Origin of the sequence: Microvirga sp., assembly GCF_014699075.1 — a bacterium.
In the GTDB taxonomy this organism is placed as follows: Bacteria; Pseudomonadota; Alphaproteobacteria; order Rhizobiales; family Beijerinckiaceae; genus Microvirga.
This window is the reverse complement of the sequence record NZ_JACXAB010000016.1, coordinates 55,829-81,745: the sequence shown is the minus strand read 5'-3', so window position 1 is coordinate 81,745 and position 25,917 is coordinate 55,829. Positions and strand designations below refer to the sequence as shown.

The window sequence follows — 25,917 nt, the reverse complement described above, 5'->3', positions numbered from 1 at the left end:
CCCAAGGTCAGGCTACACCCCGCATTCCCTGACCATTCAGGCAGCATCTCAGATGATTGATCTCATTGAACGGGCTGATCAGTTCCGAGACGGGAAATCCTCATGAGCGCGTCAGCAGCAGAACCGTATAAGCGAAGCCCTGTGTTCGATGAGAATACCCTGCCCGCCGGACTGCGTCGGGAACATCGCACCAAGCCGGGTGTATGGGGCATCATCCGGGTTCTGGAAGGGCGCCTGCGCTATCAGGTGCTCGATCCGGCTTCCGAGATGATCCTTGATCCTGGCCATCCCGGCCTCGTGCGGCCTGATGAGCCGCATCTCGTTGAGCTCCTTGGTCCAATGCGGATGCAGGTTGAGTTCTACAATCAGCTCCCCAAGCTTTAGAGCCATGCCCAACAGAAATGATCGGATTGGCGAGGGTGTGATCAGGTTAACGTATGTTCCCGCTTAATGGCGCGACGGGTACCAAGCGTCAGATTTCGACCACTAGTCTGGTACACTTGCTCCAGCAGTTCGAAGTGCCATGGCTCCTTAGCTCCGGGAGTACCTACCCAGCCGGCAGACTGAACCGCCAGGGCATATAATATCGATGAACGAGCCTGACCCATGGACGTTATTCCAGGCGGCAACCCGGAGTCCAAGGAATTGGAGCCTGACCCAAAATCCACCGATGCCGATCAGGGAAGAGCCGAGGAGCGGGTGCAGACCTTCCAGCGGATCGGTGGCCCGTTCGTGGCGGCTGTGGAGGCCACGCGCATGCCGATGGTGGTCACCGATCCCACGATGAGCGACAATCCCATCGTCTACGTGAACCAGTCCTTCATTGACCTCTTCGGGTACTGCCGCGAGGAGGTTCTGGGCCAGAACTACTTCTTTCTTGCAGGTCACGACACCGATCCTGAGGTGGAACGGCATATCCGGGCCGCCATGATGGCGGATGAGCCCCTCGACCTTGAGGTCCGGCTTCGCGCCAAGGACGGCCGGGAGGTCTGGGCGGCGCAGTTCGTCAGCCCTGTTCACAACGACCAGGGCCGCGTGATCCAGCACTTCGCGTCGTTCTGGGACATCACCCGCCGGGTCAAGGCCGAGCGCCGCACCCGGCGCCTGAACGAGGTTCTGGAGAGCCGCGTCAAGGAACGGACTCAGGAGCTCCAGAACGAACTTGACCGCAGGCGTGCCCTGGAGGGTGTCCTAACGGACAGCGTCCGGGAGAAGGACAAGCTTCTCGGTCAAAGGAGCGTGTTGCTGCACGAGGTCAATCACCGGGCCAAGAACAGCATCGCCATGGCGATCTCAATGCTGCGCCTTCAGATGGCACGTCAGGGCGATCCCGGCGTCTCTGAAGCCTTGGAGAACGCTATCCAGCGGCTCGACCATCTCGCCCGCATTCACGAGCTCCTTTACCGGCAGGACAGCAACGACGTGCAGTCCGTCGATATGGCTGCCTACCTGACGGAACTGTGCCTGAACTTCGCCCATCTTCGGAGCCCTGAGGATCATCGCATCGAACTCACAAGCGATGCCGATGACATCACGTTGAATGTTGACCGTGCAATCAACGTGGCTCTTATTGCAGGCGAGGCGGTCACCAACGCTCTCAAGCATGCCTTTCCCGGTAAGCGGCGGGGTATGGTTCGCGTCGGTCTGCACCAGGAAGGAGATGACGTGGTTCTATCCATCGAGGACAACGGCGTGGGACTTCCGGCCACTCGGCGCGCAGGGTCCATGGGCATGCGCCTGATCGAGGGCATGGCCCGTAGCCTCAATGGCACCTTGACCGTCGACGGTGATCGCAGGACGCGGATCGCCGTGCGGTTCCCGTCCAAGCCCAGATCGTAGGCACATCCGGTCGCCAATCGCCCTTAGATCATGATCAACTCCGTGAGGACTGCATCTATAATCGAGATTCATTCGAATGGCAGGATCCACACTATCAGCGGCACTCAATGCTGATATGCGAACGCCTGCGTGGCAGCCCTAGGAACAAGCCGGTTCTTCCTCACCGGCGAATGGTTTGCCCTGAGCCATTGGTGCGACTGGCCTATACCCGCATTGTCGCCGGAGTTCCTGCTCTGATGTCCGCACTGGCGCTGCCAACCGTCCGGGAGTGGCTCTCTCGCCGGATCGGGAGCGCAACCGTGCGACCGAAGCGGAAGCATGAGTGACCTTGAGCTGACAAGGCTTACGCTTAGTGTCCAGAGGTCTGCATCCCACGACTGGCCTCGAACAGAAACCAGATGCGTTCCTCGGCCTGATCGATGAACTCCTCAAGAAGGCTTTCGGTCGCGACGTCATCATGATCGTCGCACAGGTCGTGCGTCTGCCGCATGAAGGCGGCCAGTTGCTTGTTGTCCTCCAGCACCTCGGCGAGCATATCAGCCGGCTCGACATATCCGGCATCGTTGTCGAGAAGGCGCTGCAGGCGTCCGATGTGGCCGATCGAACGCAGGGTGGTTCCACCGATCTTGCGGGCCCGCTCTGCCAAGGGATCGGTCATGGCGAAGATCTCGGCGGCCTGTTCGTCAAACATCAGGTGATAGTCACGGAAATGCGGCCCGCTGACATGCCAATGGAAGTTCTTCGTCTTGAGATAAAGCGCAAAGCTGTCTGCAAGGAGGGTGGTCAGCGCCGCTGCGATCTCGTTAGTGGCTTCTGATGACAGGTGGCTCGGAGTTTCGAGGCGGGGCAAGGGCCGACTTTTGCGCTCTGCCATAATGTTGGAGGCACCCTTTGTCTTGGTCTTGGTGGATTTGCGTGAAGAGGGAGCCTTGGCCATGGGCGATCTCCGCTGTTGGATCGACGCTCGGATCATCGGCGTCCGATGGTGGCGGGAATTCCGAGCACCGCAGGCTGAACCCATGCAAGTCCGACAGGTTCCAGGCGATCGGAAACTGGGCCGCCTGTGGGAGCTTGCGACACCCTCATAGGAAATGATCACGTCCCACCTTCCGGACTTAGGCCAAGTCGGTGGTGATGGTCCTTCGCGGGGCCGAGCTCAATGCTGAGATGGAGCATCAGACAGCCAAGAATATCACCGGAGGGCTGCCTGACGCCCCCTACGCCGCTGGCGTTGGCCCTATACCCTCTACCCTATAGAAGGGGCGAGAACAGCCGCGCTGTGGAGTCCCGCAGCCGCTTGAGGGCTGAACTCCGGCAATACTGGGCCAGCTCGAACGGATAGCAAGCCTTGAGATCCCGCTCGAACGCCGCTTCCAGCTCCTGCGCCAGCCAGGCGTCGTAGATCACTGCATTGAGCTCGTAGTTGATGCTGAAGCTGCGGATGTCGAGGTTGGCCGAGCCGATGGAGCAGACCTCGCCGTCGATGCTGAGCGTCTTGGCATGCAGGTAGCCCTTGCCGTACAGGTGCACCCGCGCTCCTGCGGCTGCGGCCTCCGCAAGGTAGGTGTTGGCGGCCCAGTACGGCGCTTGATTCAGACCGTCGCTGCGAGCGCTGACCATTACCTCGACCTTGATGCCGGACAAGGCCGCCGCCCTGAGCGCCTCCGCTATGGTCGCGTCAAGGATGAAGAAGGGAGACTGCAGGCGCACACACTGCTGGGCCGACGTGATCATGGCAAAGTAAAGCTGGCGGATCGCCCGCCACTCCGAGTCCGGGCCCGAGGTCAAGATCTGCACCGGCAGGTAGGCATCCCTCCGGCCAGGGTCATCGTCCGAAGGGTCCGTGGCAGCGGGAAAGAGATCCGCCCGGAAGAGATCCTCGCGCGTGGCGTTGTACCAGTCGACCAAGAAGACGGCCTGCAGGGCCCCCACGCCCTCGCCCTCCAGGCGCACTTGGGTATCCCGCCAAGCGGCGGCCCGCGGCCCGCCGTCGAGATGCTCCTCGCCGATATTCATGCCGCCGGTGTAGCCCACCCGGCCGTCGATGACGGCGATCTTGCGGTGGTTTCGGTACGAGTCGTATGCAGCCGCTACAGGGCCGACACGGGCGCCACACGCACGCCCCCCTTGGTCAACGCTCGCTTATAGCGGCGGGTGAGCTTGAAGAGCGAGCCAACAGGATCATAGAGCAAGCGCACTTCCACTCCCTTTGCTGCCCGCTCGATCAGAATCGCCTTCAGCTCCCGGGTAAAAGCATCGTCGCCCCAGATGTAATACTGGAGGTGGATGGAGTGCTCGGCGCTCTTCAGGTCCTCCACCAGGCTGGGGTAGTGCACGGCCGCGTTCTGCTGGATCTCGACCCGGTTGCGGGTCGTCAGCGCCGAGTGGGAGTTGTGCCGGACCAAGGACATGAGCCGGCGCCGAACCGGGCTTTGCGCCTCAAGCCGGCCGATCTCCGCATCCTGCCGGGCCAGCAGTTGCTCCAGCAACGGAGTGGCGGTCCCCTCCAAGTCCTGTCGTGCGAGCTGGCGCTCGCGGCTGAACGCCTTGCGGTCGAGGACGTCGATGACAAGGCCGATCCCAGGAAGGCTAAAGAATAGCAGCATCCAGGCAAGCGTGGCCTGGGGACGCCGGTTCTCCAGGACAATGTACATACCGGTCAGCAGCATGTAGCCCGCGAACAGCCAACTCAATGCTGCAGTCCAAGTCATCAGGTCTGCTCCCCTCTGACCAAAACCGGCTGCTGCTTGCCAGTTTTAAGGTGCACGGCCCTGAACTCGACCTCCACTGTGCCTGCGTAGAGCTGGCTGTCGGCCTTGTCGTGCCGCATGAACGTTGGGGCGCAAGCGAATGCGCAGTGTATAGCGTCTTTCGCTTGGCAGCATGATGTTGCGGCCACTTCAGAATCGGCTTTGGGGACGAGAATTCATCGAGATCCAGCGATGAGGCAACTACTGCGGCGCAAACGGGTTCCTGAACCCGCCAGCCCGTGCCGGTGCCTTCGGCGGGTGATGGGTCGCCAGATAATCGAGGATTAAGTCGCGGTCAGCACCCTGGATGTCGGGCATGCCGTGCCGCTCTGTCATCCAGGTCAGCGTCTCATCCCATCTGTCACGGGTCATACCCTGGTTCGACACCAGCCTGTAGGCGTGGCAGGCCGTGCACATGCCGAACGTCTCGTCCCGTCCAGGTCCATCCGGCAGGGCCTCAATCTGTTCGTCCTTCGGCGTGAACGCCGGCGCTGCCCCTTGAGCCTGCACCTGCGCAGTAGCGATTGACGCGCCCAAAGAGAACGCCAACAGCCAACGTGTTGCATGCCTCATCGCAGTCTCAGCCCACCAATATGGCTACGCGGTGCATGGCATTCCCGCCATACCCCTGCGGGTTCCAGTTGTAGGCCACTGGCGGCTGCATCTTGCCGTTCGAGTCTGTGGCGCGCGTCCAGATTTCAAAGTAACCGTTCGACGGCACCTGCACCGTGGCCGTCCACCGATTCCAATCGTAGCGGTTGCGGGTCGGGGCGAGCGTCGCCTGTGTCCAAGTCTGACCGGCATCCGTCGAGACGTCGACGCGGGACACCGTGAGATCACCAGCCCAGGCGGCGCCCCGCAGGGCCACCTCTCGGGTTCCAGCAGGCAGACGCGTGCCGTTGGCCGGATCGGTGATGATGCTTCTCACCGGCATAGATTCGAGAATACGGAAGTCCTTCTCGTCAGCCTTACCGCCCGGCACCATGGGCGTGTTGGGCACGCGATAGGAGGTCCCCGTCATGCCCTGGCCATCATGTTCGCGGTCGCGGATCGTGATCCGCGTCAGCCACTTGTGCGACAGCGATCCCGGCCACCCGGGGATTACCAGCCGCAGCGGCCCGCCATGGATGTTGGGCAACGACTCGCCGTTCATAGCATAGACTATCAGGCTGTGCGGCTCCATCGCCTTGGCAATAGGCATGCCGCGCGAAATCGACTCCTTCGTCGTGTCACCTGAGAGGTGCGGGTCTGCACCGTAATGGGCGGTGTACTTCGCTGTGTCCTTCAGGCCTGCAGCGTGGAGCACCTCGCCGAGCGGGATGCCGGTCCACTCGGCGCAGCCTGCGCCGCCATTGGTCCATTGATTACCGCGGGCCTGGGGCTGATAGGAGGAGCGGCCGTTGCCGCCGCATTCGAGCACCATGCGGTAGGTCTTGGGCTGAAAGCGGGACTTCAGCTCGGCCAGCGTCAGCTCAAGCCGGTTGTTGACCTCGCCGTCGACGGTGAGCTTCCAAGCGTCCGGATTGATGGCAGGCTCTGGGATCTGACCGTTATTGCGGATGAAGAACTTTGAGATCGGCGTCGTCTCGTCGTCGAGCAGGTGCTCGGGGGTCTCGGCCACTAGGGGCCGGTCACCAAGAACCGTGAGGCCTTTGTCCTTACCGGGATAGTCGAGGGGCTGTGGTCCCGAAGGCTGAGCCGCTCCGCCTGACGTGGGAGCCCCCTGCGCCAGAGCTGGTGTGATCAGTGCGCCTGACACATTCGACGAAAAGGGCATCGTGGCCCCCGCTGCTGCTCCGATGCCTGCCAGGCTGGCGGTGCTCAAGAAAGCACGTCGACTAACATTTGTGCGCCCCCGCTCGTCGGCGCGCAATTCCTCAATAAAGTGCTTGTTCGGTTGTGTCATGGCGTGCCTCCGCAAGTTTCAGTCGTGCTCTGGCATATCGCTGCCATAACTAATGCATGGAAGAATGAACGTATCCGCCTGCAAGGTGAAGGGGTCAGCTTCTGCAATTCCGATCTTTACGCGTCCTGCTAAGTATTGGCTGGAATGGGCCGGGTATCAATGGGATTATCGTAACCTGTTCGCGCCATTGGCGCCTCGTTGTGGAGCGACCGGTCCGCCGTGTCGAAGAACTTGCGGATGTTGCGGGCGGCCTGGCGGATGCGCTGCTCGTTTTCCACAAGGGCGATGCGCACATAGTCGTCGCCGTGCTCGCCGAAGCCGATGCCGGGCGCGACCGCCACGTCGGGGCACCGCTTGTAGCCGGCGCGCATCGCGCGGATGCACTCATCCGGCCCGTTCAGGGCAGCAGTGGCCGCCACCGAGGCCTCCGTGAAGGCGCCGTAATCGAGATAGGACTTCACCCGGGCCAAAGCCGCCAGGAGACGCTTGTTGCCGACCGCAATGCCGATACTCCCTGATCATGCGATCGTTGCTGAAGCAAGATCTGAACGAATGCCCCACGGCCGTCGCAAGCACCCTCCCAGTTCAGCTGTGATAGAGGCCCACCTGTAGCCCAGCGCCTCGATCTTCTAAAGGGAGAAGCCGGCAAGGATTCGGACCCGAGCACGAGCAGAGTGACCGCTCCTGCGCCATGCTAATCGGAACCAATCCAAAGCCTGGCAATTGACGATTGAAGCAGGATCTTGGCCAGATCTTGGGCAAGCAGTTCCTGGTCAATACAACCCGCATCCAGGTCGTGAGGCGGTACCGTCGACGTCGAATATCCAGGACATCACGTCCGGAATTAGAATGCCAGTGGAGGCGAAACACGGATCATGATCCTCTCGCGGGAGGTGCGGTCCCACTGACTGTGAGGTTTGCGATGCCGATGCGTGTTCATGAAGTCCATCCCGCGCTTGCCCACTTCCCGGTGGCTCTGCTGCCCACCGCCGTGGCAGCCGACCTCATTGGCCGGCTCACCAACAATGACTCGCTGATGGACATGGGACGCCAGCTGATGCCGGTGGCCGCCGCAAGCGTCGCCGCAACGGGGATTGCAGGCTTTGCCGCGCAAGAGGCGGTCAAGACCAGCGATGTCTCGCATGATATTCTGGTTACCCACCGCACCCTCAACATCGGCCTGCTGGCGCTGTCGGTGGGTTTGGCAGCGGTCCGTTCGCGCAGTCGGCGGCCAAGCGCTGGATACCTGCTTGCGGGTCTCGCCGGCGCCGCCTTGGTCACGTACTCGGGCTATCTTGGCGGCCGGATGGTTTATGCGCATGGTGTTGGCGTGGCCCCTGCCAATGGAATTGAGCCGGAGCGGACGCCCGAGGTGCCCCATGACGGGTTTGGACGAGCCGCACGTGCATCTGCGTCTAACGTCGGCCAGGCCATCAGACACACCGCTCAGGAAATGGCGGAAGGGCAGATCGCCCCGAGATTTCAGGAGCGCCCGCCCGCTAGAGAACCGACCGCAGGATAAGCTCAATCCCGAGCAGCACCAGGCCAGTCAGAAACCAACGCCGAAACGCGATGGGGCTTACCCTCATCCGGATCGCCTGTCCCAGCCACATCCCAAGCAGGGCGGGTGCAATGGCGAGGGAGGACATGGCCAAACCGTCGACCTGCAATGCTCCGCGCCACGCCAGCCCAGCCGCAAGGGCAATCGTCGAGACCGTAAAGGAAAGCCCCAGTCCCTGGATCAGGTCGTCTTTGCTCAGTCCGAGAGCCTGAAGATAAGGAACAGCAGGGATGACAAACACGCCGGTACCGCCTGTGACCATGCCCGTTGTCAAGCCGATCAGAGGCGACAGCCACTTCTCCACCTCAACAGGCACAGACAGTTGCCGGGCCAGCAGCGTGAAGACGGCATAGATCACGAGGGCGGCACCGAGCCCGGCCGTGGTCCATTGAGCATCCCCGCCAGCCAGAATTGATGCACTGCCTACGGTGCCGAGCACAATCCCCAGCATCATGAGCCATAACCTGCTGACCAGTGCAGTAAGACTCGGGCCGGAGGCCAGCTGCCAGACATTGGTGACGAAGGACGGCACGATCAAAAATCCCGCGGCCGCGACGGGTGACATGAACGCTCCCAGCAATCCCATGGCTACGGTGGGCAGGCCCATGCCGGTCACCCCCTTGACGGGCTCTGTCGCAAAGCCGGAACAGGGGCAAGAAAGCAGAAGATGCACCGTACAGCCCTTATGTAGCGAGCAGGTGAAACTGCTCCGCGAGCGACAGCTGCTGATTGCAGGCATAATTCGCCTGCTGTTTACGCAGCATATGGATCAACTCGATGCCACCCAAGATCACGCGGGCACTGTCAGCGGATTTGAACCCGAGCATCGGACAAACGCGGCGTTTGATGGCACGGTGATCCTGCTCAATGCGGTTATTGAGGTATTGACTCTGCCGGATCCTGATCGGCTCAAGCCTGCCTCTTGAACGGTCCTGCAGCCGGCTCTCGGCATCACACGACAGGATGGCTTCGCGATTGGTCTGGCTGCCGTCGATGACGATCCGCTCGGGCCGGCCATGGCGTTTGAGTGCCTTGCGCAGGAACCGTTTGGCGGCAGTGAGATTGCGCCGCTCACTGAACCAGAACTCGACCGTGTCGCCGTTGCTGTCGATCGCCCGGTATAGGTACATCCAGCAACCTCTGACCTTGATGTATGTTTCATCGACGTGCCACTTGACGGTGGCGGCTCGCTTGCGTGCATTGAAGCGCTTCAGAAGTTCGGGTGAGTACCTGACAACCCATCTGTGAATGGTCGCATGATCGACTGAGATGCCGCGTTCAGCCATCATCTCCTCGAGGTTCCGCAAGCTCAGATTGTAAGCCAAGTACCACCGGACGCAGAGCAGGATCACGGATCGATCAAAATGCCTGCCCTTGAACACGCCACCCTCCACCCGTGAGACCTGGGGCATGGTAGCGGCAACATTGAAACAAATGATTTGCGACGGATCCCACTATCGGCCTGGTGCCTGGATTCCCCACTGCACGCTGGGAACCGCGATCCCAGCCAAGCGCCTAGAGGAGGCCATCGCATTCGCGGCTCGTCACATTGCGGCGTTTGAGGTCGTCTTCGATGTCGCGGACTGGGTTTCGTTCGCACCCGTGGTCGTTCTTGCCGAGCAGCCACTTGCCGGATCTCGATAGCCAGGACCTCGTGTGGGAGAGGATCATGCGCCCCGTTCCGATAAGCTTTCGCCGTACGCTCTTTGCAGCCATGAGCATGTCCAGATCCGGCGCCGTCATTTCGCCGCTCATGCTTCCGGACGATCGTCGGCCCGCCCGGAGATGCCAGGCTTGGACCGGCGCCGCGGTGCTTGCTCCTGTCAGTCGAGCTGGGCCGGCGACGAGAACGGCCTGCCGGCATCGACGATGAACAGCGCGAACTCGCGCAGGTCCCCGGAGCCGCTGTTCGACACCGCCATCGGCGTGTCGCCACCGTGCCCGACCATGCTCTGGCCAGCCGCGAGGCGGGTGATGCCGTGCGGAGTCTTCTGGGACAGCTCTCCCCTGAGCACGTAGAAAGCCTCCGAGCCGGGATGCGTGTGCGCGGCGGTGGCGCTGCCCTGCGGACCGCCGGCCTCGTTGACGCGCAGGAGATACTCCTTGGCCGGGATGCGGGGGACCGGTCCGATCTCGGCGACCTTCGTGCCGCCTTTGGCGTCCTCGCCCGCCTGGGCGAGCCTGAACAGCCAGACCTTGCCCTCGTACTCCGCCACCAGGCCATAGGGACCGGCGGCCTGATGTGCCTGATCCTTCGTGTCGAACGTGGCGAGATGCCAGAACAGGTCGCCGCCCAGCAGCTCCGTCACCTTCCGCTCGGCCAGCGGCTTGACGAAGAAGGACGACTGCTGCGCCAGCGCCAGCGAGGTCAGGACGAGCAGGGTTGGGATGGATCCCGCGATCAGCGTGCGTTTCATCATGCAGCCTCCACCATGTACCGTGCCGCGGCACGGACGTGCACCCCCATACGGGACACATTGGACGAAGGCATAGGCAGTCGCCGTGTCCCGCGGGACGGCGGCTCCATTGCCCGCAGGATGCGCTCTCCCGGCTCGAAATTCCAGATCGACGTGCACCTGTCGGGAGGCTGTCGTGTGATCGCGGCGTCGCACGTTGTCCGGCAAGGGGTTCCTCGGTCGAAGCCTCCCGGGAGGCGGGCACCGGCCAAGCCCTTTGGGAATCCCGCCGACAGGAAGGCCCTGGAATGCAAGCGGTTCAAGCGGGTTTGGCGTCCCCATTGAAGATCGCGGCAAACGAGACGTTGAAGACTAGCTCGCCTGCGGCGTTCTCGACCTCAAGGGTACAATCGTGAGGGTTTCGACCCCAGGTGACGAATACGCCATTGAGGCCCCTGGCGGCGCCCAGTGCCTCGTTGTGAGCCGTCACCACATCGGGGAAGTCGAGGCCCAGATCGTCGCAGCTCAGGGTCTCGCCGCGGCACCGGACATGAAAGAAAAAGCGTGGCATGGCCATCCATGGACTGATCGCCCGTCGGCTGAAGAACCGTCGTTGCGGCTGGATGGTTTCGGCCGACGAGCCGCTGGCATCGGTTCAGGAAAGCCCCTGCCCAGGTGTCACGGGGCGGGGACCTTTCCGGCATCATCCCATGTGGCAGGTGGCCCGGCCTCAGGAAAAGCTGAGATCGGCAGGCCGTTCGCCGCGCAGCTCGCGCAGCGTCTCCGCGTTGGGGCAGTACCCGCGGTAGGTCAGGGAAGCCTGACCGCGGTCGAGATCCCGCCGACAACGGGCAGCGACCCCACATTCCGAGCAGGTCACGCTCATGTCGCGCACGAGCGCGGCCCGTTCGTGCCTGATCCTTTCGGGATTGAGGGAGAGCGCCTGCATCAGCCGCGGCAGCTCCGCGCCCGCCTGCGGCCCACGCGCCACCAGGCGGACCACCACGTCCTCCGGAACCCCGATGTCGCGAGCGAGCGCCTGTCGTTGCTCCGGACCGAGGTCATCGAACTCGTGCGCCCGCGCCCAGCTCGACTGCCATTGCCGGATTGTCGCTGCCAAACCCATGATCGCCTCCATGCTTCCGGTCGAGAATGCCGGAGGCCGCGGGGCTGAACATTGATCCAGCGCAAGTCGGATACGCTTTCCGTAGCATCAGGCCGTCAGCCGCGGGCGGGTGAACACGGCCCAGTAGGCCAGGGCGAAGCCGACAAAGGCTGCCGCCCATGCGCCTCCCGCCAGGTGCAGCAGCGTGCCGCTCCACGCCGGGTGGATCGCGGCGCAGACCCGCGCGAGGGCGGCCGCGACCAGCAACAGGTAAATCCCCTGCATGACCGCCGTCGCCTCCATCGCCCTCCCCGTGTGGCCGAGGCTCGCCCTGGACATCACCGCCAAGGTCATGACGCCCATGGCGCCTCCCGTCCAGGCATGGATGCCGGCGCTTGCAGGCAGCAGCCCGAGGGCCGCCAGGCCGACGAGGATGAACCCGAGCGGCACGAACGCGTAAGCGACGTGCAGGATGAGGACCAGGCGGTCGCGCCAGGTGCGCACTCCGGCCCAGCGCGCCAGCCGAACAGCCTGGAGCGCGCCAGCGGCGATCAGGGCTGCTCCGGTCACGCTCCAATCGGGTATGGCCATCCACATCACCAGGGCCACGCCGGCGGCAATCATGGAAACCACGTCGAAGCGTCCGAACGAGGCCGGCAGGCGACCGGGGTTCTCCCGAACGAGCCAGTTGCGGGTGAAGCTCGGGATGATGCGCCCGCCGACCAGCATGATCAGCATCATAGTGGCGGCGATCCCGAAGCGGATGCCGTAGTCGGCGCCGCCGAGGACATGGGCCTCGACGTGAAACACGATGTTGCCGACCGTCAGCACCCCTAGGGCGATCAGCACCTTGAGGTTGCGCCAGTTCCTGCCTTTGATGATCTCGCGCGCCATCGCGGCCGCGACAAGGACTAGGAAGGCGTTGTCGATGACAGCCGCCGCTTCCCAGCCGATCCAGGCGGACGTGGTGACGGCGACACGCCCGGCAGCCCAGGCCAGGACGAGGACGAGCAGCGGCCTGCCCTGGAGCGGCATGCGCCCGGTCCAGTTCGGGACCGCTGTCAGCAGGAAACCTGTGATGACGGCTGGCAGGTAGCCGTAGAGCATCTCGTGGATGTGCCAGTCGCGCGGCGCAAAGGCGCTCGACAGCTCCAGCTCGCCGTAGAACAGCGGCAGCCAGGCCAGGATCGCAAGGCCGGCATACAGCGAGCCGAAGAGGAAGAACGGCCGGAAGCCGTAGGACAAAAGCGCGGGTCCCGTGTAGTCCCGCAGGCGGGGAATGGGAGCCATCGCAGATCTCCTTTCAAGCTTTCGCAGCCGATCGCGGCATGGATCCGAAAAGACATGGGTGCCGCCGCGACGATCCAGCCGCGGCGGCGCACGCATCCGACGGGAATGCTACTTGGCGGCCGTCGTTGTCGTAGCCAGCTTGTCGAACAGGTTGGCGAAGGCCTGCTTTGCCTTGCCGGGATGGGTGGCAGCCTTGGCTTGGTCAACGTTGGGTGCGTCGCCGACCACGATCATGCCGACCATGCCCATGCCGTAGTGCGGCTTGCACTTGTAGCCGTACACGCCGGGCTTGTCGAAGGTGACCGAGACCTCCTCGTTGACCTTGCCGACGAACTTCTGTCCGCCTTCTGGCACCATGGCGTCAACGGTCTCAACGTTGTGGCCCTTGTCCGAGGCCACAAACTTCACCGTGTCGCCCGGGTTGATCTTCACCAGGGCTGGCTCGAACACCATGACGCCCTCGATGCCCTTGTTGAGCATCTTCACCTCGACCTCGGCGGCGCCTGCGGTGCCTGCGAAGCCAAGGGTTGCCACGAGGGCGCCGAGTACGATGACCTTCCGCATGATTGTCTCCTGTTGAAATGCGAAACGGTGAGCCCCTGTCCGAAGCTCTTGGGAGGGTGGTACGCCTCCGCGGGTTGCCCGTACTTGCGCTGGCGCAAGGAGTTGGCGAATTTGCCTGGAGCTCGACGAGAGACAGGGCACTTGGTTGCGCCACGGCAAACAGACGGGTCGAGGGCGTCCTGCCGAACCGTCGGTAGGCGGTTCGGTTCGTTCGAACGGAACATGACGCTCGACCGTTGTCCTGATGCGAAGCGTCTCAGAACAAGGCAGGTGGATGGCCAGCGTCGATCGAACCCTCGTGGCAGACCTTCCGATGTTCGCCGGCCTCGCGCCGGAGCAAGTCGACCGGATGCTCCAGGAGGCGCAGTCGGTGCGCTACCCGAAGGGAACGAACGTGTTCCAGCAGGACGGGGAGGCCCACTCCTTCTTCATCCTGCTGCACGGGCACCTGAGGGTGTTCAAGCTCACGCCCGACGGGCAGCAGGTGGTGGTGCGGTTCGTCTCGCCCGGCGAGGTGTTCGGCGTCGCCATGGCCATCGGCCGCACGACCTATCCGGCCACGGCAACGGCGGTGGTGGACAGCATCGCCCTGGTCTGGCCCTCCGCCGCATGGCCCCGCCTCGTGGCGACCCATCCGGCACTGGCGGTCAACACCCTCCAGACCGTCGGCAGCCGGCTCCAGGACGCCCATACCCGCGTGGTCGAGATGTCGACCGAGCAGGTCGAGCGCCGCATCGCCCATGCCGTACTCCGGCTGGTGCGGCAGTCCGGACGCAAGGTCGAGGCCGGGGTAGAGATCGATTTCCCGATCACGCGCCAGGACATCGCCGAGATGACGGGCGCCACGCTGCACACCGTGAGCCGCGTCCTGAGCGCCTGGGAGAGCCAGGGCCTCGTCGAGGGCGGCCGTCAGCGGATCGTGATCCGCCAGCCGCACAAGCTGTTCCTGCTCGCCGAGGGCCTGCCCGACTGACGGAGCGGCGACCGCCGAACCGCCAGGACGGGGTCCATCACGGCCGCGCCGGACCTGCGAGGCCCTCGAAGGCGGCCGTCGCCCTGAGATCGGCCAGGAAGGCCGCGCGATCGACCTCGTGCTCGCGGCAGGCGTCGTCGACCGCGTGGAAGCAGGCGATGGGACACCCGACGCACCGCATCCCATGGTTCAGGAACACCCGGATGGTCGCGGGCCATCGCCGCATGACGTCGTCGACGAGGTGGGTGGTTTCGATGGTCATGGGAGCCTCCGGCGGTGACAATCGGACATCAGGTCTAAGCCGCGTCCCGGCATCGGTCCTTGTCCCGGCGCAACGATGCTGCCGCGGGATGCCGGAATTCGCGGCGGTGTTTGCGCCAGGGCAAGGAGCGGCATGGTCCGATGGGCGAAGGTCAGGTCCAGCGAAGGAAGGAAAGCCGTGACCGGACATTCGACCAAGACCCAAGCGCTCGATCCCGACATCCTCGACTGCCTTCTGGAGGTGATGGATCCGGAGGTCGGCCTCAGTGTGGTCGACCTAGGCCTCGTCTACCAAGCGACGCGGAGCGACGACGGCATCGAGGTCGCGCTCACCCTGACGACCCGGGCCTGCCCGCTCGGCGGGATGATCGTGGAGGACGCGCGCGAGCGCCTGTCGGGTCGGTTCCACGACGTGCCGAAGGTGGTCGTCAGCCTAGTGTGGAACCCGCCCTGGACCCCAGACCGCATCACGGGCCGGGGTCTCGAGCTTCTGGGTCATCCCCCTCAGGAGACGGTCTGATGAACACCTCGGCCACCGCCGGGACAGCCGCTCCCTTGCTCGTCTCTTTGCACAAGGGTTCCTGGATGGGGGTAAGAGCTGCGCTCCTCGCCTTGGGCATCCTTGCCCTGCTGGCGGGCCTGTGGAGCGCATTGGCACGGCTGGGCTGGCCGCTGCCGCGCGGCTCATCCCTTGCCGCCTTGCATGGACCGTTGATGATCTCGGGGCTGTTCGGAACGCTGATCGGCCTCGAGCGCGCCGTCGCGCTGAATCGCAGGTGGAGCTACGCCGCTCCCGCGTTCTCCGGCCTCGGGACGCTGGCTCTGCTGACCGGGGCGCCCGAGGCCGTGGGCGCAGGGGCCTACGCGATCGCGGCGGCGGTGCTCGCGGGCGGATCCCTGCTGATCACGATGCAGCAGCCGGCGGTGTTCACCGGCGCGCTCCTGTTCGGTGCGCTCGCCTGGCTCGCCGGGAACATCCTCTGGCTGATGGGCCAGCCCGTGCCCGACCTCGTGGGCTGGTGGCTCGCCTTCCTGATCCTCACCATTGCGGGCGAGCGCCTGGAGCTCAGCCGCCTCATGCCGCAACGCCGCGGCAGCGAGGCTCTCTTCCTGTTCGCCATCGGCCTTCTCGTCGCCGGCGCCCAGAACGGCCTGATGACCGAGAACAGCGCGATCCTGTTCGGCATCGCCCTCTTCGTCACCACCCTGTGGTTGCTGCGGCACGACATTGCCCTCCGGAACATCCGTAGGACCGGGCAGCCCCGCTTCATGGCGGTCTGCATGCTCGCGGGCTACGCGTGGCTGGGATTCGGGGGCGCTTCCCTGATCGGGTTCCCACCCGGTGAAAGCAGACTCGGATACGACGTCGCGCTGCTTGCCGTGCTGATCGGGTTCGTGCTCTCGATGGTGTTCGGGCATGCGCTCATCATCCTGCCGGCGGTCGCGCGGGTTCGCCTGCGCTATTCAGGGTGGCTCTACGCACCGCTGCTCCTTCTGCATGCTTCGGTGGTCTTGCGGGCCGGCGCCGGGATCGCAGGCTGGGAGGCCGGACGGATGGCAAGTGGCATTCTCACGGTCATCGCCCTCCTGACATTTGCCGTCACCCTGGCCGTCGCCCGTCGGCACGAGAGGGAGCCTTCCCGCCATCGACAGGAAGCGATGCCGACTGTTGATCACGCGACATAGGAACCTAGTTGCAGGGCGATGGGCCATCGGCGGAGCATGAGGATCTGGAGCAGACGGGCAACGGCGCTGGTCGCTGCCCTGTCCCTTGTCCTGCACGTCGGCCTGATGGCCCTCGCGACGCAACCGCCGTCGCTTCCGTCGTTCGAACGGGCCGACCCCGCGCGGCACCTGCATCATTCCCGCGACGCGGACGGATCGCATGAGGACAGGCACGGGACGACAGCCGGCCATGCGAAGCCGTGCTGCATCCTGAGCTATGTCAACGGCATGCCAGCGGCGCCTGCGGCCGGTCTCCCGATCCCGCCGTACGCCATCCCATCCGCCCCGGGCTTCGAGGACCGGACCCCGTCCGGGGCGGCGCGATCCCTCACGTTCTATCCTGTCGGCGCCCGTGCGCCACCTGCGGCGATCTAAACGCCACACGCAAACAATCCCAGAAGACAGGATGAAGCCATGACCACGATCCGTCTCCGCGGGGCGCTCACTGCCTTCGCATTCATCGCGCTTGCCTGCACGGCTCACGCACATACCAGTCTCGAAACGTAGCAGGCGCCGATCGGCTCAACCTACAAGGCGGTGCTGCGCGTCGGCCACGGCTGCGAGGGCACACCGACCCTGAAGCTGCGCGTGCGCATCCTTGAGGGCGTCATCAACGTCAAGCCGATGCCCAAGCCGGGGTGGGAGATGGAAACCGTCAAGGCACCTTACGGGAAGACGTACGACTATCACGGCACCGCGCTGTCCGAGGGCGTGCGCGAGATCGTCTGGACGGGCAAGCTGCTCGACGAGCACTACGACGAGTTCGTCTTCCGTGCCTACCTCACCGACAGCCTCAAGCCCGACACCATGCTCTACATCCCCGTGGTTCAGGAATGCGGGGGAGGAAAGGCGGACCGCTGGATCGAGATCCCGGCGGAGGGCAAGAGCGCCGATGACTACCAGTATCCGGCACCGGGGCTGAAGCTCCTGCCGGCCAAGGCCACCCATTGATAAGGGAGCGGGGAGCCGTCACGCGGCTCCCCGCAACGCCATGCTCAGGGCCATTCCCATCATGCTCTGGCTGGCGCTCGCCGGGCTGTGGGGCAGCGATGCTGCCCTCGCCCATGCGGCGCTGGTCGAGTCCCACCCCGTGGACGGGGCTGTCGTGGAGGAGGCACCGTTCGCCGTCCGCCTGCACTTCAACGAGCCGGTCTCGCCCCTCGTCGTCGAGAACGGCGTCGTGCATCTGTTCGGTTTCGTGCGCAGCGAGGAGGAACGGCGGGCGCTGCGGATTGCCGCCGAGAACGTACCCGGCGTGACCACGGTGGAAGATCACCTCATGCGTCGCGAGCCGAGCGGGGGCATTTAAGGCATCCGCCACCCGGCGTTCGCACGCCTGCTGCCGAAAGCCTCGACCGGCTTGCGCGAAGGCTGAACAGCAGGCTGTCCGTTCGAGGGTTGCCCTTGGTCATGTCCTGATCCGGGCCGCAGCCAAGGCGGCATGGATGTGGTCCAGAAGCGCGTTGTCCTCGAGTGGCTTCTCGAGCACATCCAGAATGTCGAGATGGACACTGCATTCCGCCAAATCGTGCGCCGCCCCGGACGTGATCAGGATGACCGGACAGTGCTGCTGACGCTCCTCGAGCCGCTCTACCAGCTCGATCCCGTTCATCCCCGGCATGTTGCAGTCGATTACCAGGCAGCCGCACGAAGCAAGGTCCGGGTCCGCCAGGAGTTCGGCTCCGCTGCCATAGGTACGGACGGTCAGGCCCTCCATCTCAAGGGCGAACCTCAGGGACCTGCGCACGGCAAGGTAGTCGTCCACCACAAGGACGCATTCGGCAATTCCGGGCATGCCGGTCCCTGGCTCCGTTCCGCTCGGGCGCCCGCAGGATGCGGTCCGCTACGGGATAACCATGCCGAGGGGAAGTCATCGCCTCCAGTCCGGTATTGTCCTGAAGGGCCATCGCGAATGGCCCGTTCTAGCGCTGGATCAAGGCTGAGGCGGGCCGAGCCGTCCGGAATGCGCCCACTTGTGTCCTTGAGACCAGCCGCTGAGACTTCCGGACAACCTGGGTCCAAGCCAAGAAGGCCATGTCCCTCCACACTGCGCATGCCCGGTTCCCGACGGGCGGCCCTGCCCTCTCCCGCGTCAGATCGAATCCGCCTGTCGGTGGAGGCCTTCTCAGTGCGGTGTCAACGGCGACTTGGACAACCTGTGATCCGGACAGTCACTTAAGGAATTCACCTGAGTTGGATGGATACAGGTATAGGTCCATGGTTTTCACAGGGCCGAGTTCCTGCACCCGAGTTCCTGCACCCGAGTTCCTGCACCTTGGGGTTCCAAAATAATTGAGGGCCTTGTACCGAGTCGCCCGGCCACCAACCCGTGTCATAGCGAAAAGGATTCAAAGATTGCCGCCTTATGGAGGACGGATAATCCAGGGTTGACGTCTCGCCAACAGCTTCCGATTGTGGAAGCTCAAGCATTCGGCTCGGAACATGGCAACATCGTCCGTAGTCGCGCAAACATACTGATAACCCCAAGGGCATGAATGCTTCACGTCCACAAAGAAAGATCGGCATGGTTCAGCAGCTAACCTCCGGCGAGCGCCAGAACGCCCTGGTGATCCTCCTTTGCATCTTCGTTGCCGGCCTGGCCATGGCCGCAGCCGGAGGCTCCGATCCGCTCGGCATGCACGGGGTCATCGTCATGCTCTTCGGCGCGGGCCTCGGCGCCCTCGTTATGCGGTCGTACTACGATCGCCAGCCGGATCCGGACCGCCTCTCCCACTACTATGACGACCCGATCAAGGTTGGGATTGCCCTGACGCTGGCCTGGGCCGTCTTCGGCATGTTCATGGGCGTGTGGACCGCGGCGCAACTGGCCTGGCCGGACCTCGCCTTCGACGCCGGCTGGTCGACCTTCGGCCGTCTGCGCCCGACCCACACCACCGGCGTGATCTTCGGCTTCGGCGGCAACGCCCTCATCGCCACGTCCTTCCACGTCGTGCAGCGCACCTCCCGCGCCCGGCTGGCGGGCCAGGTCAGCCCCTGGTTCGTGCTGCTCGGCTTCAACCTGTTCTGCGTCCTCGCCGTCACCGGCTACTTCATGGGTGTGACCCAGTCGAAGGAATACGCGGAGGCGGAATGGTACGCCGACCTGTGGCTGGTGGTCGTCTGGGTCACCTACTTCGTGCTCTTCCTGCGCACCATCGCCCGGCGCAAGGAACCCCACATCTACGTCGCCAACTGGTACTACATGGCGTTCATTGTCGTGGTGGCGATCCTCCATATCGTCAATAACCTCGCTCTCCCGATCTCGCTCGGGCAGGCCAAGAGCTACACGATCTGGGCTGGCGTGCAGGACTCCATGGTGCAGTGGTGGTACGGCCACAACGCCGTGGCGTTCTTCCTCACCGCCGGCTTCCTGGCGATGCTGTACTACTACCTGCCGGTGCGGGCGCAGCGCCCGATCTTCTCCTACCGGCTCTCGATCCTCAGCTTCTGGGGCATCACGTTCTTCTACATGTGGGCAGGTTCCCACCACCTTCACTACACGGCGCTGCCGCACTGGGTGCAGAACCTCGGCATGACGTTCTCGGTGATGCTGCTCGTCCCCTCGTGGGCCTCGGCCGGCAACGCGCTGCTCACCCTCAACGGTGCCTGGCAGAAGGTCAGGGACGACGCCACGCTGCGCTTCATCTTCGTGGCCGCCGTCTTCTACGGCCTGTCGACCTTCGAGGGGTCGTTCATGGCGATCAGGCCGGTGAACGCACTCTCCCACTACACCGACTGGACGGTCGGCCACGTCCATGCCGGGGCGCTCGGCTGGGTCGCGTTCATCACCTTCGGCTCGATCTACACCCTGGTGCCCTCGCTCTGGAAGCGCGAGCGGATGTATTCGCCGGCCTTGGTCGAGGTCCACTTCTGGCTCGCCGTCGCCGGCACCCTCATCTACGTGTTCTCCATGTGGAACTCAGGCATCCTCCAGGGTCTGATGTGGCGCACCTACACGCAGGAGGGCACGCTCGCCTATTCGTTCCTCGACTCGCTCGTCGCCATGTACCCGTACTACATCGCACGTGCCTTCGGCGGACTGCTGTTCCTGCTCGGCGCCATCGTGGCCGCCTACAACATCTGGATGACGGTGCGCGCGGTGCCCGTTGCCGCCGCGAGGCAGGCGGATGTGCCGGATACCGGGCTCGCCCCCGGCGCCGCTGCGACTCCGGCGGAGTGAAATCATGGCAGAACTCTTCCATCGCAAGCTTGAACGCACTGCCATCGGCTTCGTGGTGGCGATCATCGCGGCTGCCAGCGTCGGTGGTATCGTCGAGATCGCGCCGCTCTTCACCATCCACGAGACCGTCGAGGATGCGCCGGACATGCGTGTCTACACGCCTCTGGAGCTGGCCGGGCGCAACATATACATCCGGGAAGGCTGCTACGCCTGCCACAGCCAGATGATCCGCACCCTGCGCGACGAGGTCGAGCGCTACGGTCCCTATTCGCTGGCCGTGGAATCCAAGTACGACCGTCCAATGCTGTGGGGCTCGAAGCGCACCGGGCCAGACCTTGCCCGCGTCGGCGGCAAGTACTCTGACTTCTGGCATGTCGCCCACCTCACCAACCCGCGCGACGTGGTGCCCGAGTCCAACATGCCGGCTTACCGCTTCCTCGCCCGCACGGCACTGGAAACCGATGACCTACAACGGCACTTGCAGGCGCAGCGGGCACTCGGCGTGCCGTACACGGACGAGATGATTGCGAACGCCGCCGCCGACGCCTTCGGGCAGGCAGCACCCGACAGCCCGTTCGCTGCGGGCGTGACCGAGCGCTACGGCGAGAAGACGCAGGTCAGCGCCTTCGACGGAGTTGCGACGCAGCTCACCGAGATGGACGCGCTGGTTGCCTATCTTCAGGTGCTCGGACGGCTGACCGATGCCCCCTATTCCAACACCGCCGCGCCGGAACAGGCGCCCGATACCACAAACTGACGAAGACAAAGGAGGACGGCTGATGGACATCGACCACGACACCCTTGTTGGCTTCGCCAAGAGCTGGGGCCTGTTTTACTTCATCGCGTTCAGCGTCTGCGTGATGATCTACGCGTTCTGGCCGTCGAACCGGAAGAAGTTCGACGACGCCAAGCGGAACATCCTGGGTAAGGACGACCGGCCATGGCAGTAGAGGAACGAGACCCAGTCAGCGGTCAGAAGACCACCGGGCACGAATGGAACGGCATCAAGGAACTCGACACCGCTGTGCCGCGCGGCGTGCTGATCTTTCTCGTCGTCACCCACGTGTGGGCCGTGCTCTGGTGGCTCCTGATGCCGACCTGGCCGTTGGTCACCACCTACACCAAGGGCATCCTGGGCATCGACCAGCGTCAGACCGTGGAGCGGGACCTAGTTTCAGCTCAGGCCGAGCGGGCATCATGGCTGAAGGCCATCGAGACGCAGGACTATGCCCAAATCCAGTCCGACGAGAACCTGATGAGGGTCGTGCGCTCGACGGGTCGCCAGCTCTTCGGCGACAACTGCGCCGCCTGCCATGGGGCCGACGGCAAGGGCCGCGCCAACTATCCCGACCTGACGGACGACGACTGGCTCTGGGGCGGCGAGGTCGAGAAGATCGCCGAGACCATGAAACTCGGCATCAACTCGCGCCACCAGAATACCCGGGTCGCGCAGATGCCGGCCTTCGGGCGCGACGCGATGCTCGACCGGACCCAGGTCACGAACGTGGCGACCTACGTGCAGTCCCTGTCCGATCCGGCCGTCTCGACGCCGCAGAACGGCCCCCAGTTGCAGGCCGGACGTGAGGTGTTCCTCACCACGTGCGCGGCCTGCCATGGCGAGGACGGCAAGGGCAGCCGGGAGGTCGGCGCCCCCAACCTGACCGACCAGTACTGGGTCTACGGCGGCGACCTCCAGACCCTGATCAACACGATCCATGGTGGACGCCAGGGACATATGCCGACCTGGGACGAGCGCCTGACCCCGGCGGAGATCAAGATCCTCGCCCTGTACGTCAACTCGCTATCGGGCGCGAAGCCATGACGGGAGACGAGGCGCCGAAGCGCAACAGGTGGCCCGTGATGGCGTGGGGCCTGGCGGCAGCCGTGCTGCTCGTGGTGGCCGCCGCCAACGCCCACCTCGTCTACGTCGCGGTGGCATCCCAGCCCGACTGCGTCGCCCACCTGAAGGATGCCGGGTCGAAGACGGGTGCGTTCCGGGCGGCCAAGTCGGCCTGCTGAGAAGGATCGAAGGATGAGCGAAACGGACAAGTCCTACGGCCTGCTGACCCAGACCTCCGGGATCGAGGAGACCCGAAATCCGGCCCGGCAGCGGCACCTCCCAGCGCAGGCTGCGCTTGATTGGTTGAAGGCCGGCTGGCGCGATCTCCTGACCCAGCCGGGCCTCAGCATCGCCTACGGCGTGGCGGTCTTCGTCGTCACCCTCGCCCTCGCCTGGACCCTGTTGGCCTCGGGGCGGGACTACATCCTGTTCCCGGCCATTGCCGGGTACCTGATCGTCGCCCCTGTCCTGGCCTTCGGCCTCTACGAGAAGAGCCGCGCCCTGGAGGCAGGGGAGCGTCCGACCCTGCGCACCATGCTCCTCGTGCGTCCGAGTGCCGGTGCGCAGGTCTTCTACACCGGGCTGCTGCTCTGCCTGCTGATGCTTGTCTGGAACCGGGCCGCGGTCCTTGTCTACGCCTTGTTCTTCGGCGTCCGCCCTTTCCCAGGTCTCGACGGCATCGTCGGCATGCTTCTAACGACCCCCACTGGATGGGCGATGCTTGTCGTCGGGACGCTTGTTGGCGGGCTGTTCGCGGCCTTCGGCTTCGCGATCAGCGTGTTCTCGATCCCCATGCTGCTCGACCAGCGCACGGATGCCCTCACGGCCATGGGCACGAGCATGGCCATGGTGTGGAACAACCTCACCCCGACGATCGCCTGGGGTGCCATCGTGATGGCCTTGTACGCCGCGAGCGCCGTGACGGGCTTCCTTGGCCTCGTCGTCATCTTCCCGCTGCTGGGCCATGCCACCTGGCACGCCTACCGGGCCATGCGCTGATGCGGCGGCGCGCCGAACCGGATGGGGATCGGCGATGACCTGCTGCGCGCCGGTCGATGTCCAAGCCGTGCTCCAGGCGCCTGGGCAAACCAGCGTCACGCTGAATGAACTCCGTCTCGCCAGCCGCGACCTCGGGGACGGCACACGCCAGTCCGACCTGTCCGTTCCCGGAATCCATTGCGCTGCCTGCATCGCGGCGGTCGAACGGACACTGGCAAGGCTGCCCGGCATCGAGGTGGCCCGGGTCAACCTGTCCATGAAGCGGGTCGCCGTCACCTGGCGCACTGCCGACGGGACGCCTCCCGACCTGATCGGCACATTGCGCCGCATTGGCTACGAGGCGCACCTGTTCGCGCTCGACGAGAACGCAAGGGATCCAGAGCTCGCGCGCCTGATCAAGGCTCTCGCGGTGGCGGGCTTCTGCGCGATGAACATCATGATGCTGTCGGTGTCCGTCTGGTCGGGGGCCGATGCCGACTCACGGCAAGCGTTCCACCTCATCTCGGCAGTTCTTGCCCTCCCCGCCCTCGTCTACTCCGGCCGGGTCTTCTATGCCTCGGCATGGTCGGCACTGCGCCATGGCCGCACCAACATGGATGTGCCGATCTCCATCGGCGTGACGCTCGCCTTTGCGCTCAGCCTCTACGATACGGTCCACAACGCGCCGCATGCCTACTTCGACGCGGCCACGTCCCTGCTTTTCTTCCTGCTCATCGGGCGCACGCTCGACCATATGATGCGCGAGAGGGCTCGCTCCGCTGTGGCAGGCCTTGCGAGGCTTGCTCCCGCTGGCGCCACCGTCATCCGCGACGGCCGGCCGCTCTATCTCCCGGTGTCGGATATTGAGCCCGGTGCGTCCTTGCTGATCGCCGCCGGCGAGCGGGTTCCGGTCGACGGCTTGGTTACACATGGAATGTCGGAGGTGGACCGTTCGCTCGTGTCCGGCGAGTCCGCCCCCGGGCGCGTTGCTCCCGGTGAACCGGTGCAGGCGGGCGTGATGAACCTTACCGGGCCGCTGACGGTCCGGGTGACGGCAAGAGCAGAGGACTCCTTCCTGGCGGAGATGGTCCGCCTGATGGAGGCCGCCGAGGGCGGGCGGGCCCGTTATCGGCGGCTGGCCGACCGTGCTTCCGCTCTCTATTCGCCAGTCGTCCACACCATGGCCCTGCTGTCGTTCCTGGGCTGGCTGTTCCTCACCGGGGACTGGCATGTGTCCATCTCCATCGCCATTGCCGTCCTGATCATCACTTGTCCCTGCGCCTTGGGGCTGGCGGTCCCCATCGTACAGGTCATGGCCGCGCGGCGCCTGTTCGAACGGGGCATCATGGTCAAGGACGGCTCCGCTCTGGAACGCCTCGCCGAAGTCGATTCCGTCGCCTTCGACAAGACCGGCACCCTGACGCTCGGGCGCCCCTCCCTCGTCAATGCGGCGGAGATTCCACAGTCGGCGATGGAAATCGCGCATGGGATTGCCGTTGGCTCACGACATCCGGTGGCGAGGGCGATCGCGGACGCACCCTCCCAAGGCGCGCGCCCGATCATGGCGTTCGAACGCGTCGAGGAGGTGCCCGGCCTTGGCCTGGAGGCCTTCAAGGATGGCGACAGGTATCGGCTTGGCAGGCCGGAATGGGCACTGGACGGTGGAAACCCCACGCTCGCCCCCGCCGCGTCTATATCCCTGCTGGCGAGGAACAGCGAGTTTCTGGCATCTTTCATCCTGGAGGACCACGTCCGCCCCGACGCACGGGAAACCGTAGGCGATCTGGTGAACCAGGGACTGGGGGTGGAGATCCTTTCGGGGGACCGGGAGGCTGTGGTCAGCGGTCTGGCGTTGAAACTGGGCATGCGTGACAGCACGGCGGAACTCCTGCCTGTCGGGAAAGTGGCCAGGATCGAGGCGCTTGGAAGGGAGGGCCGGAAGGTCCTGATGGTCGGGGACGGGCTGAACGATGCACCCGCCCTGTCAGCCGCCCACGTGTCCATGGCCCCGGCCACGGCGGCAGACATCGGTCGGAACGCGGCGGACTTCGTGTTCCTGAACGAAAGCCTCTCGGCAGTCACTGAAGCCCTCGGGATCTCGCGTCGGTCCCGCCGATTGATCTTCCAGAACTTCGCCCTGGCTATCGGCTACAACGCTCTGGCGGTGCCGATTGCAGTACTGGGCTATGTCACGCCGCTCGTTGCGGCCATTGCGATGTCGCTGTCCTCGATCATCGTCGTAGCCAACGCGATGAGGCTAACCACGGGCCGCAGGGTCTCATGACGTCGAGGACCCGAAGAGAGATCGGATGGGTTCAATGTGGTGGTTGATCCTCATCGCGCTTGGCATGGGACTGGCCGGCCTGGCCGCGTTTCTATGGTCTCTCCGCAACGGGCAGTACGATGATCTCGATGGGGCGGCAGAACGGGTCCTGCTGGAAGAGGACCCCGATGAAACTGGAAAGAACCGTCAGGAGAGGAGATAATCCGCGCCTTTCCGATCCGCGTTTAGCGGAGCGAAGACAGTATAGCCGGCCGGAAGCGGTTCT

32 protein-coding genes and 2 pseudogenes are annotated in these 25,917 nt (G+C 64.4%); 17 read left to right on the top strand and 17 right to left on the bottom strand.

Annotated elements, in window-relative coordinates; genetic code table 11:
- Window positions 1–102: 102 nt before the first annotated feature.
- Together IC232_RS19445 and IC232_RS19440 are read left to right on the top strand one after the other, a co-directional pair.
- Window positions 103–384 carry a DUF1971 domain-containing protein gene (locus IC232_RS19445; RefSeq protein WP_190846614.1) on the top strand — a complete coding sequence of 94 codons (282 nt, stop codon included), beginning with the start codon at window positions 103–105 and terminating at the stop codon, window positions 382–384.
- Window positions 385–606: 222 nt separating this feature from the next.
- The gene (locus tag IC232_RS19440; protein ID WP_190846613.1) at window positions 607–1,839 is read left to right on the top strand and encodes a PAS domain S-box protein; all 1,233 of its coding nucleotides are present in this window, start codon (window positions 607–609) and stop codon (window positions 1,837–1,839) included.
- 349 nt (window positions 1,840–2,188) lie between these two features.
- Here IC232_RS19440 and IC232_RS19435 read toward each other — a convergent pair whose 3' ends face one another.
- The 7 genes and pseudogenes from IC232_RS19435 to IC232_RS19410 all read right to left on the bottom strand — a co-directional run.
- Complete coding sequence (locus IC232_RS19435; protein ID WP_190846612.1) at window positions 2,189–2,776, bottom strand: Dps family protein; 588 nt, start codon at window positions 2,774–2,776, stop codon at window positions 2,189–2,191.
- A 314-nt stretch (window positions 2,777–3,090) separates the two neighbouring features.
- Window positions 3,091–3,855, bottom strand: coding sequence for a phospholipase D-like domain-containing protein (locus tag IC232_RS33300; RefSeq protein ID WP_409564942.1), 765 nt, complete (start codon window positions 3,853–3,855; stop codon window positions 3,091–3,093).
- Window positions 3,847–3,903 (bottom strand): annotated as a pseudogene (locus IC232_RS32940) (hypothetical protein); the annotation flags it as partial. The pseudogene IC232_RS32940 and the gene IC232_RS33300, both read right to left, overlap by 9 nt.
- 26 nt (window positions 3,904–3,929) lie before the next feature.
- Complete coding sequence (locus tag IC232_RS19425; RefSeq protein ID WP_190846610.1) at window positions 3,930–4,550, bottom strand: hypothetical protein; 621 nt, start codon at window positions 4,548–4,550, stop codon at window positions 3,930–3,932.
- 240 nt (window positions 4,551–4,790) lie between these two features.
- Window positions 4,791–5,162 carry a hypothetical protein gene (locus IC232_RS19420; RefSeq protein ID WP_190846609.1) on the bottom strand — a complete coding sequence of 124 codons (372 nt, stop codon included), beginning with the start codon at window positions 5,160–5,162 and terminating at the stop codon, window positions 4,791–4,793.
- Between the two features lie 7 nt (window positions 5,163–5,169).
- Window positions 5,170–6,495, bottom strand: coding sequence for a sulfite oxidase (locus IC232_RS19415; protein ID WP_190846608.1), 1,326 nt, complete (start codon window positions 6,493–6,495; stop codon window positions 5,170–5,172).
- Window positions 6,496–6,623: 128 nt separating this feature from the next.
- A pseudogene (locus IC232_RS19410) lies at window positions 6,624–7,004 on the bottom strand (hypothetical protein); the annotation flags it as partial.
- A gap of 413 nt (window positions 7,005–7,417) precedes the next feature.
- Here IC232_RS19410 and IC232_RS19405 point away from each other — a divergent pair.
- Window positions 7,418–8,017 (top strand): DUF2231 domain-containing protein, encoded by a 600-nt coding sequence (locus IC232_RS19405; protein WP_190846607.1) that lies wholly within the window; start codon window positions 7,418–7,420, stop codon window positions 8,015–8,017.
- Here IC232_RS19405 and IC232_RS19400 read toward each other — a convergent pair.
- From IC232_RS19400 to IC232_RS19365, 8 genes are all read right to left on the bottom strand, one after another.
- Window positions 7,995–8,729 (bottom strand): sulfite exporter TauE/SafE family protein, encoded by a 735-nt coding sequence (locus tag IC232_RS19400; RefSeq protein ID WP_312895202.1) that lies wholly within the window; start codon window positions 8,727–8,729, stop codon window positions 7,995–7,997. The genes IC232_RS19405 and IC232_RS19400 overlap by 23 nt on opposite strands.
- A gap of 10 nt (window positions 8,730–8,739) precedes the next feature.
- Window positions 8,740–9,438: an IS6 family transposase gene (locus IC232_RS19395; protein ID WP_190846615.1), complete on the bottom strand. Its 699-nt coding sequence runs from the start codon at window positions 9,436–9,438 to the stop codon at window positions 8,740–8,742.
- 133 nt (window positions 9,439–9,571) lie between these two features.
- On the bottom strand, window positions 9,572–9,799 hold the full coding sequence (locus IC232_RS19390) for a hypothetical protein (RefSeq protein WP_190846605.1): 228 nt from the start codon (window positions 9,797–9,799) through the stop codon (window positions 9,572–9,574).
- Window positions 9,800–9,879: 80 nt separating this feature from the next.
- Window positions 9,880–10,476, bottom strand: coding sequence for a cupin domain-containing protein (locus IC232_RS19385; protein WP_190846604.1), 597 nt, complete (start codon window positions 10,474–10,476; stop codon window positions 9,880–9,882).
- Window positions 10,477–10,771: 295 nt separating this feature from the next.
- Window positions 10,772–11,023 (bottom strand): DUF6894 family protein, encoded by a 252-nt coding sequence (locus IC232_RS19380; RefSeq protein WP_190846603.1) that lies wholly within the window; start codon window positions 11,021–11,023, stop codon window positions 10,772–10,774.
- A gap of 159 nt (window positions 11,024–11,182) precedes the next feature.
- Window positions 11,183–11,578 carry a hypothetical protein gene (locus tag IC232_RS19375; RefSeq protein WP_190846602.1) on the bottom strand — a complete coding sequence of 132 codons (396 nt, stop codon included), beginning with the start codon at window positions 11,576–11,578 and terminating at the stop codon, window positions 11,183–11,185.
- 87 nt (window positions 11,579–11,665) lie between these two features.
- Window positions 11,666–12,847 (bottom strand): NnrS family protein, encoded by a 1,182-nt coding sequence (locus tag IC232_RS19370; RefSeq protein ID WP_190846601.1) that lies wholly within the window; start codon window positions 12,845–12,847, stop codon window positions 11,666–11,668.
- A gap of 108 nt (window positions 12,848–12,955) precedes the next feature.
- Complete coding sequence (locus IC232_RS19365) at window positions 12,956–13,411, bottom strand: pseudoazurin (RefSeq protein ID WP_190846600.1); 456 nt, start codon at window positions 13,409–13,411, stop codon at window positions 12,956–12,958.
- A gap of 274 nt (window positions 13,412–13,685) precedes the next feature.
- Between IC232_RS19365 and IC232_RS19360 the strand changes: the two genes are divergently transcribed.
- Window positions 13,686–14,384, top strand: coding sequence for a Crp/Fnr family transcriptional regulator (locus IC232_RS19360; RefSeq protein WP_190846599.1), 699 nt, complete (start codon window positions 13,686–13,688; stop codon window positions 14,382–14,384).
- Window positions 14,385–14,421: 37 nt separating this feature from the next.
- On the opposite strand, the gene IC232_RS19355 is transcribed toward IC232_RS19360, so the two are convergent.
- Window positions 14,422–14,646, bottom strand: a complete 225-nt coding sequence (locus IC232_RS19355) for a DUF1858 domain-containing protein (RefSeq protein ID WP_190846598.1) — start codon at window positions 14,644–14,646, stop codon at window positions 14,422–14,424.
- A 177-nt stretch (window positions 14,647–14,823) separates the two neighbouring features.
- On the opposite strand from IC232_RS19355, the gene IC232_RS19350 reads away from it, so the two are divergent.
- The 5 genes from IC232_RS19350 to IC232_RS19330 all read left to right on the top strand — a co-directional run bounded on the left by IC232_RS19350 (window position 14,824) and on the right by IC232_RS19330 (window position 17,679).
- Window positions 14,824–15,165, top strand: coding sequence for a metal-sulfur cluster assembly factor (locus IC232_RS19350; RefSeq protein ID WP_312895201.1), 342 nt, complete (start codon window positions 14,824–14,826; stop codon window positions 15,163–15,165).
- On the top strand, window positions 15,165–16,331 hold the full coding sequence (locus tag IC232_RS19345; RefSeq protein WP_190846596.1) for a hypothetical protein: 1,167 nt from the start codon (window positions 15,165–15,167) through the stop codon (window positions 16,329–16,331). The genes IC232_RS19350 and IC232_RS19345 overlap by 1 nt, the downstream gene beginning before the upstream one ends.
- 36 nt (window positions 16,332–16,367) lie before the next feature.
- Complete coding sequence (locus IC232_RS19340) at window positions 16,368–16,745, top strand: hypothetical protein (RefSeq protein WP_190846595.1); 378 nt, start codon at window positions 16,368–16,370, stop codon at window positions 16,743–16,745.
- A 141-nt stretch (window positions 16,746–16,886) separates the two neighbouring features.
- Window positions 16,887–17,321 carry a YcnI family protein gene (locus IC232_RS19335; protein ID WP_312895203.1) on the top strand — a complete coding sequence of 145 codons (435 nt, stop codon included), beginning with the start codon at window positions 16,887–16,889 and terminating at the stop codon, window positions 17,319–17,321.
- Window positions 17,322–17,361: 40 nt separating this feature from the next.
- Window positions 17,362–17,679: a BON domain-containing protein gene (locus IC232_RS19330; protein ID WP_190846594.1), complete on the top strand. Its 318-nt coding sequence runs from the start codon at window positions 17,362–17,364 to the stop codon at window positions 17,677–17,679.
- Window positions 17,680–17,778: 99 nt separating this feature from the next.
- Here the strand turns inward: IC232_RS19330 and IC232_RS19325 are convergent, their stop codons facing one another.
- On the bottom strand, window positions 17,779–18,165 hold the full coding sequence (locus IC232_RS19325) for a response regulator transcription factor (RefSeq protein WP_190846593.1): 387 nt from the start codon (window positions 18,163–18,165) through the stop codon (window positions 17,779–17,781).
- A 729-nt stretch (window positions 18,166–18,894) separates the two neighbouring features.
- Between IC232_RS19325 and ccoN the strand changes: the two genes are divergently transcribed.
- From ccoN to ccoS, 8 genes are read left to right on the top strand one after another with little or no spacing between them, the layout of a single operon-like run.
- Entirely contained in the window at window positions 18,895–20,550 is a 1,656-nt protein-coding gene (ccoN, locus tag IC232_RS19320; protein WP_190846592.1) for a cytochrome-c oxidase, cbb3-type subunit I, read from the top strand.
- Between the two features lie 4 nt (window positions 20,551–20,554).
- Window positions 20,555–21,307: a cytochrome-c oxidase, cbb3-type subunit II gene (gene ccoO, locus IC232_RS19315; protein WP_190846591.1), complete on the top strand. Its 753-nt coding sequence runs from the start codon at window positions 20,555–20,557 to the stop codon at window positions 21,305–21,307.
- Window positions 21,308–21,329: 22 nt separating this feature from the next.
- The gene (locus tag IC232_RS19310; RefSeq protein ID WP_190846590.1) at window positions 21,330–21,500 is read left to right on the top strand and encodes a cbb3-type cytochrome c oxidase subunit 3; all 171 of its coding nucleotides are present in this window, start codon (window positions 21,330–21,332) and stop codon (window positions 21,498–21,500) included.
- On the top strand, window positions 21,491–22,372 hold the full coding sequence (gene ccoP / locus IC232_RS19305; protein WP_190846589.1) for a cytochrome-c oxidase, cbb3-type subunit III: 882 nt from the start codon (window positions 21,491–21,493) through the stop codon (window positions 22,370–22,372). Before IC232_RS19310 ends, ccoP begins: the two co-directional genes overlap by 10 nt.
- The gene (locus tag IC232_RS19300) at window positions 22,369–22,569 is read left to right on the top strand and encodes a hypothetical protein (RefSeq protein ID WP_190846588.1); all 201 of its coding nucleotides are present in this window, start codon (window positions 22,369–22,371) and stop codon (window positions 22,567–22,569) included. Before ccoP ends, IC232_RS19300 begins: the two co-directional genes overlap by 4 nt.
- Window positions 22,570–22,582: 13 nt before the next feature.
- Window positions 22,583–23,389 (top strand): DUF2189 domain-containing protein, encoded by an 807-nt coding sequence (locus tag IC232_RS19295; protein ID WP_190846587.1) that lies wholly within the window; start codon window positions 22,583–22,585, stop codon window positions 23,387–23,389.
- 34 nt (window positions 23,390–23,423) lie between these two features.
- A complete protein-coding gene (locus IC232_RS19290) occupies window positions 23,424–25,652 on the top strand; it encodes a cation-translocating P-type ATPase (protein WP_190846586.1) in 2,229 nt (742 codons plus the stop codon).
- Between the two features lie 25 nt (window positions 25,653–25,677).
- The gene (gene ccoS / locus IC232_RS19285) at window positions 25,678–25,854 is read left to right on the top strand and encodes a cbb3-type cytochrome oxidase assembly protein CcoS (protein ID WP_190846585.1); all 177 of its coding nucleotides are present in this window, start codon (window positions 25,678–25,680) and stop codon (window positions 25,852–25,854) included.
- Window positions 25,855–25,917 lie beyond the last annotated feature (63 nt).

Coding starts and splice junctions, on each gene's coding strand:
- IC232_RS19330 (WP_190846594.1), top strand. CDS start 17,362: ATGCTCAGGGCCATTCCCATCATGCTCTGGCTGGCGCTCGCCGGGCTG.
- ccoO (WP_190846591.1), top strand. CDS start 20,555: ATGGCAGAACTCTTCCATCGCAAGCTTGAACGCACTGCCATCGGCTTC.
- IC232_RS19420 (WP_190846609.1), bottom strand. CDS start 5,162: ATGAGGCATGCAACACGTTGGCTGTTGGCGTTCTCTTTGGGCGCGTCA.
- IC232_RS19375 (WP_190846602.1), bottom strand. CDS start 11,578: ATGGGTTTGGCAGCGACAATCCGGCAATGGCAGTCGAGCTGGGCGCGG.
- IC232_RS19310 (WP_190846590.1), top strand. CDS start 21,330: ATGGACATCGACCACGACACCCTTGTTGGCTTCGCCAAGAGCTGGGGC.
- IC232_RS19370 (WP_190846601.1), bottom strand. CDS start 12,847: ATGGCTCCCATTCCCCGCCTGCGGGACTACACGGGACCCGCGCTTTTG.
- IC232_RS19290 (WP_190846586.1), top strand. CDS start 23,424: ATGACCTGCTGCGCGCCGGTCGATGTCCAAGCCGTGCTCCAGGCGCCT.
- IC232_RS19340 (WP_190846595.1), top strand. CDS start 16,368: ATGAGGATCTGGAGCAGACGGGCAACGGCGCTGGTCGCTGCCCTGTCC.
- IC232_RS19365 (WP_190846600.1), bottom strand. CDS start 13,411: ATGCGGAAGGTCATCGTACTCGGCGCCCTCGTGGCAACCCTTGGCTTC.
- IC232_RS19295 (WP_190846587.1), top strand. CDS start 22,583: ATGAGCGAAACGGACAAGTCCTACGGCCTGCTGACCCAGACCTCCGGG.
- IC232_RS19445 (WP_190846614.1), top strand. CDS start 103: ATGAGCGCGTCAGCAGCAGAACCGTATAAGCGAAGCCCTGTGTTCGAT.
- ccoN (WP_190846592.1), top strand. CDS start 18,895: ATGGTTCAGCAGCTAACCTCCGGCGAGCGCCAGAACGCCCTGGTGATC.
- IC232_RS19415 (WP_190846608.1), bottom strand. CDS start 6,495: ATGACACAACCGAACAAGCACTTTATTGAGGAATTGCGCGCCGACGAG.
- IC232_RS19300 (WP_190846588.1), top strand. CDS start 22,369: ATGACGGGAGACGAGGCGCCGAAGCGCAACAGGTGGCCCGTGATGGCG.
- ccoS (WP_190846585.1), top strand. CDS start 25,678: ATGGGTTCAATGTGGTGGTTGATCCTCATCGCGCTTGGCATGGGACTG.
- IC232_RS19380 (WP_190846603.1), bottom strand. CDS start 11,023: ATGCCACGCTTTTTCTTTCATGTCCGGTGCCGCGGCGAGACCCTGAGC.
- IC232_RS19385 (WP_190846604.1), bottom strand. CDS start 10,476: ATGATGAAACGCACGCTGATCGCGGGATCCATCCCAACCCTGCTCGTC.
- IC232_RS19405 (WP_190846607.1), top strand. CDS start 7,418: ATGCCGATGCGTGTTCATGAAGTCCATCCCGCGCTTGCCCACTTCCCG.
- IC232_RS19435 (WP_190846612.1), bottom strand. CDS start 2,776: ATGGCCAAGGCTCCCTCTTCACGCAAATCCACCAAGACCAAGACAAAG.
- IC232_RS19360 (WP_190846599.1), top strand. CDS start 13,686: ATGGCCAGCGTCGATCGAACCCTCGTGGCAGACCTTCCGATGTTCGCC.
- IC232_RS19425 (WP_190846610.1), bottom strand. CDS start 4,550: ATGACTTGGACTGCAGCATTGAGTTGGCTGTTCGCGGGCTACATGCTG.
- IC232_RS19440 (WP_190846613.1), top strand. CDS start 607: ATGGACGTTATTCCAGGCGGCAACCCGGAGTCCAAGGAATTGGAGCCT.
- ccoP (WP_190846589.1), top strand. CDS start 21,491: ATGGCAGTAGAGGAACGAGACCCAGTCAGCGGTCAGAAGACCACCGGG.
- IC232_RS19390 (WP_190846605.1), bottom strand. CDS start 9,799: ATGACGGCGCCGGATCTGGACATGCTCATGGCTGCAAAGAGCGTACGG.
- IC232_RS19355 (WP_190846598.1), bottom strand. CDS start 14,646: ATGACCATCGAAACCACCCACCTCGTCGACGACGTCATGCGGCGATGG.
- IC232_RS19345 (WP_190846596.1), top strand. CDS start 15,165: ATGAACACCTCGGCCACCGCCGGGACAGCCGCTCCCTTGCTCGTCTCT.
- IC232_RS33300 (WP_409564942.1), bottom strand. CDS start 3,855: ATGAATATCGGCGAGGAGCATCTCGACGGCGGGCCGCGGGCCGCCGCT.
- IC232_RS19325 (WP_190846593.1), bottom strand. CDS start 18,165: ATGCCCGGAATTGCCGAATGCGTCCTTGTGGTGGACGACTACCTTGCC.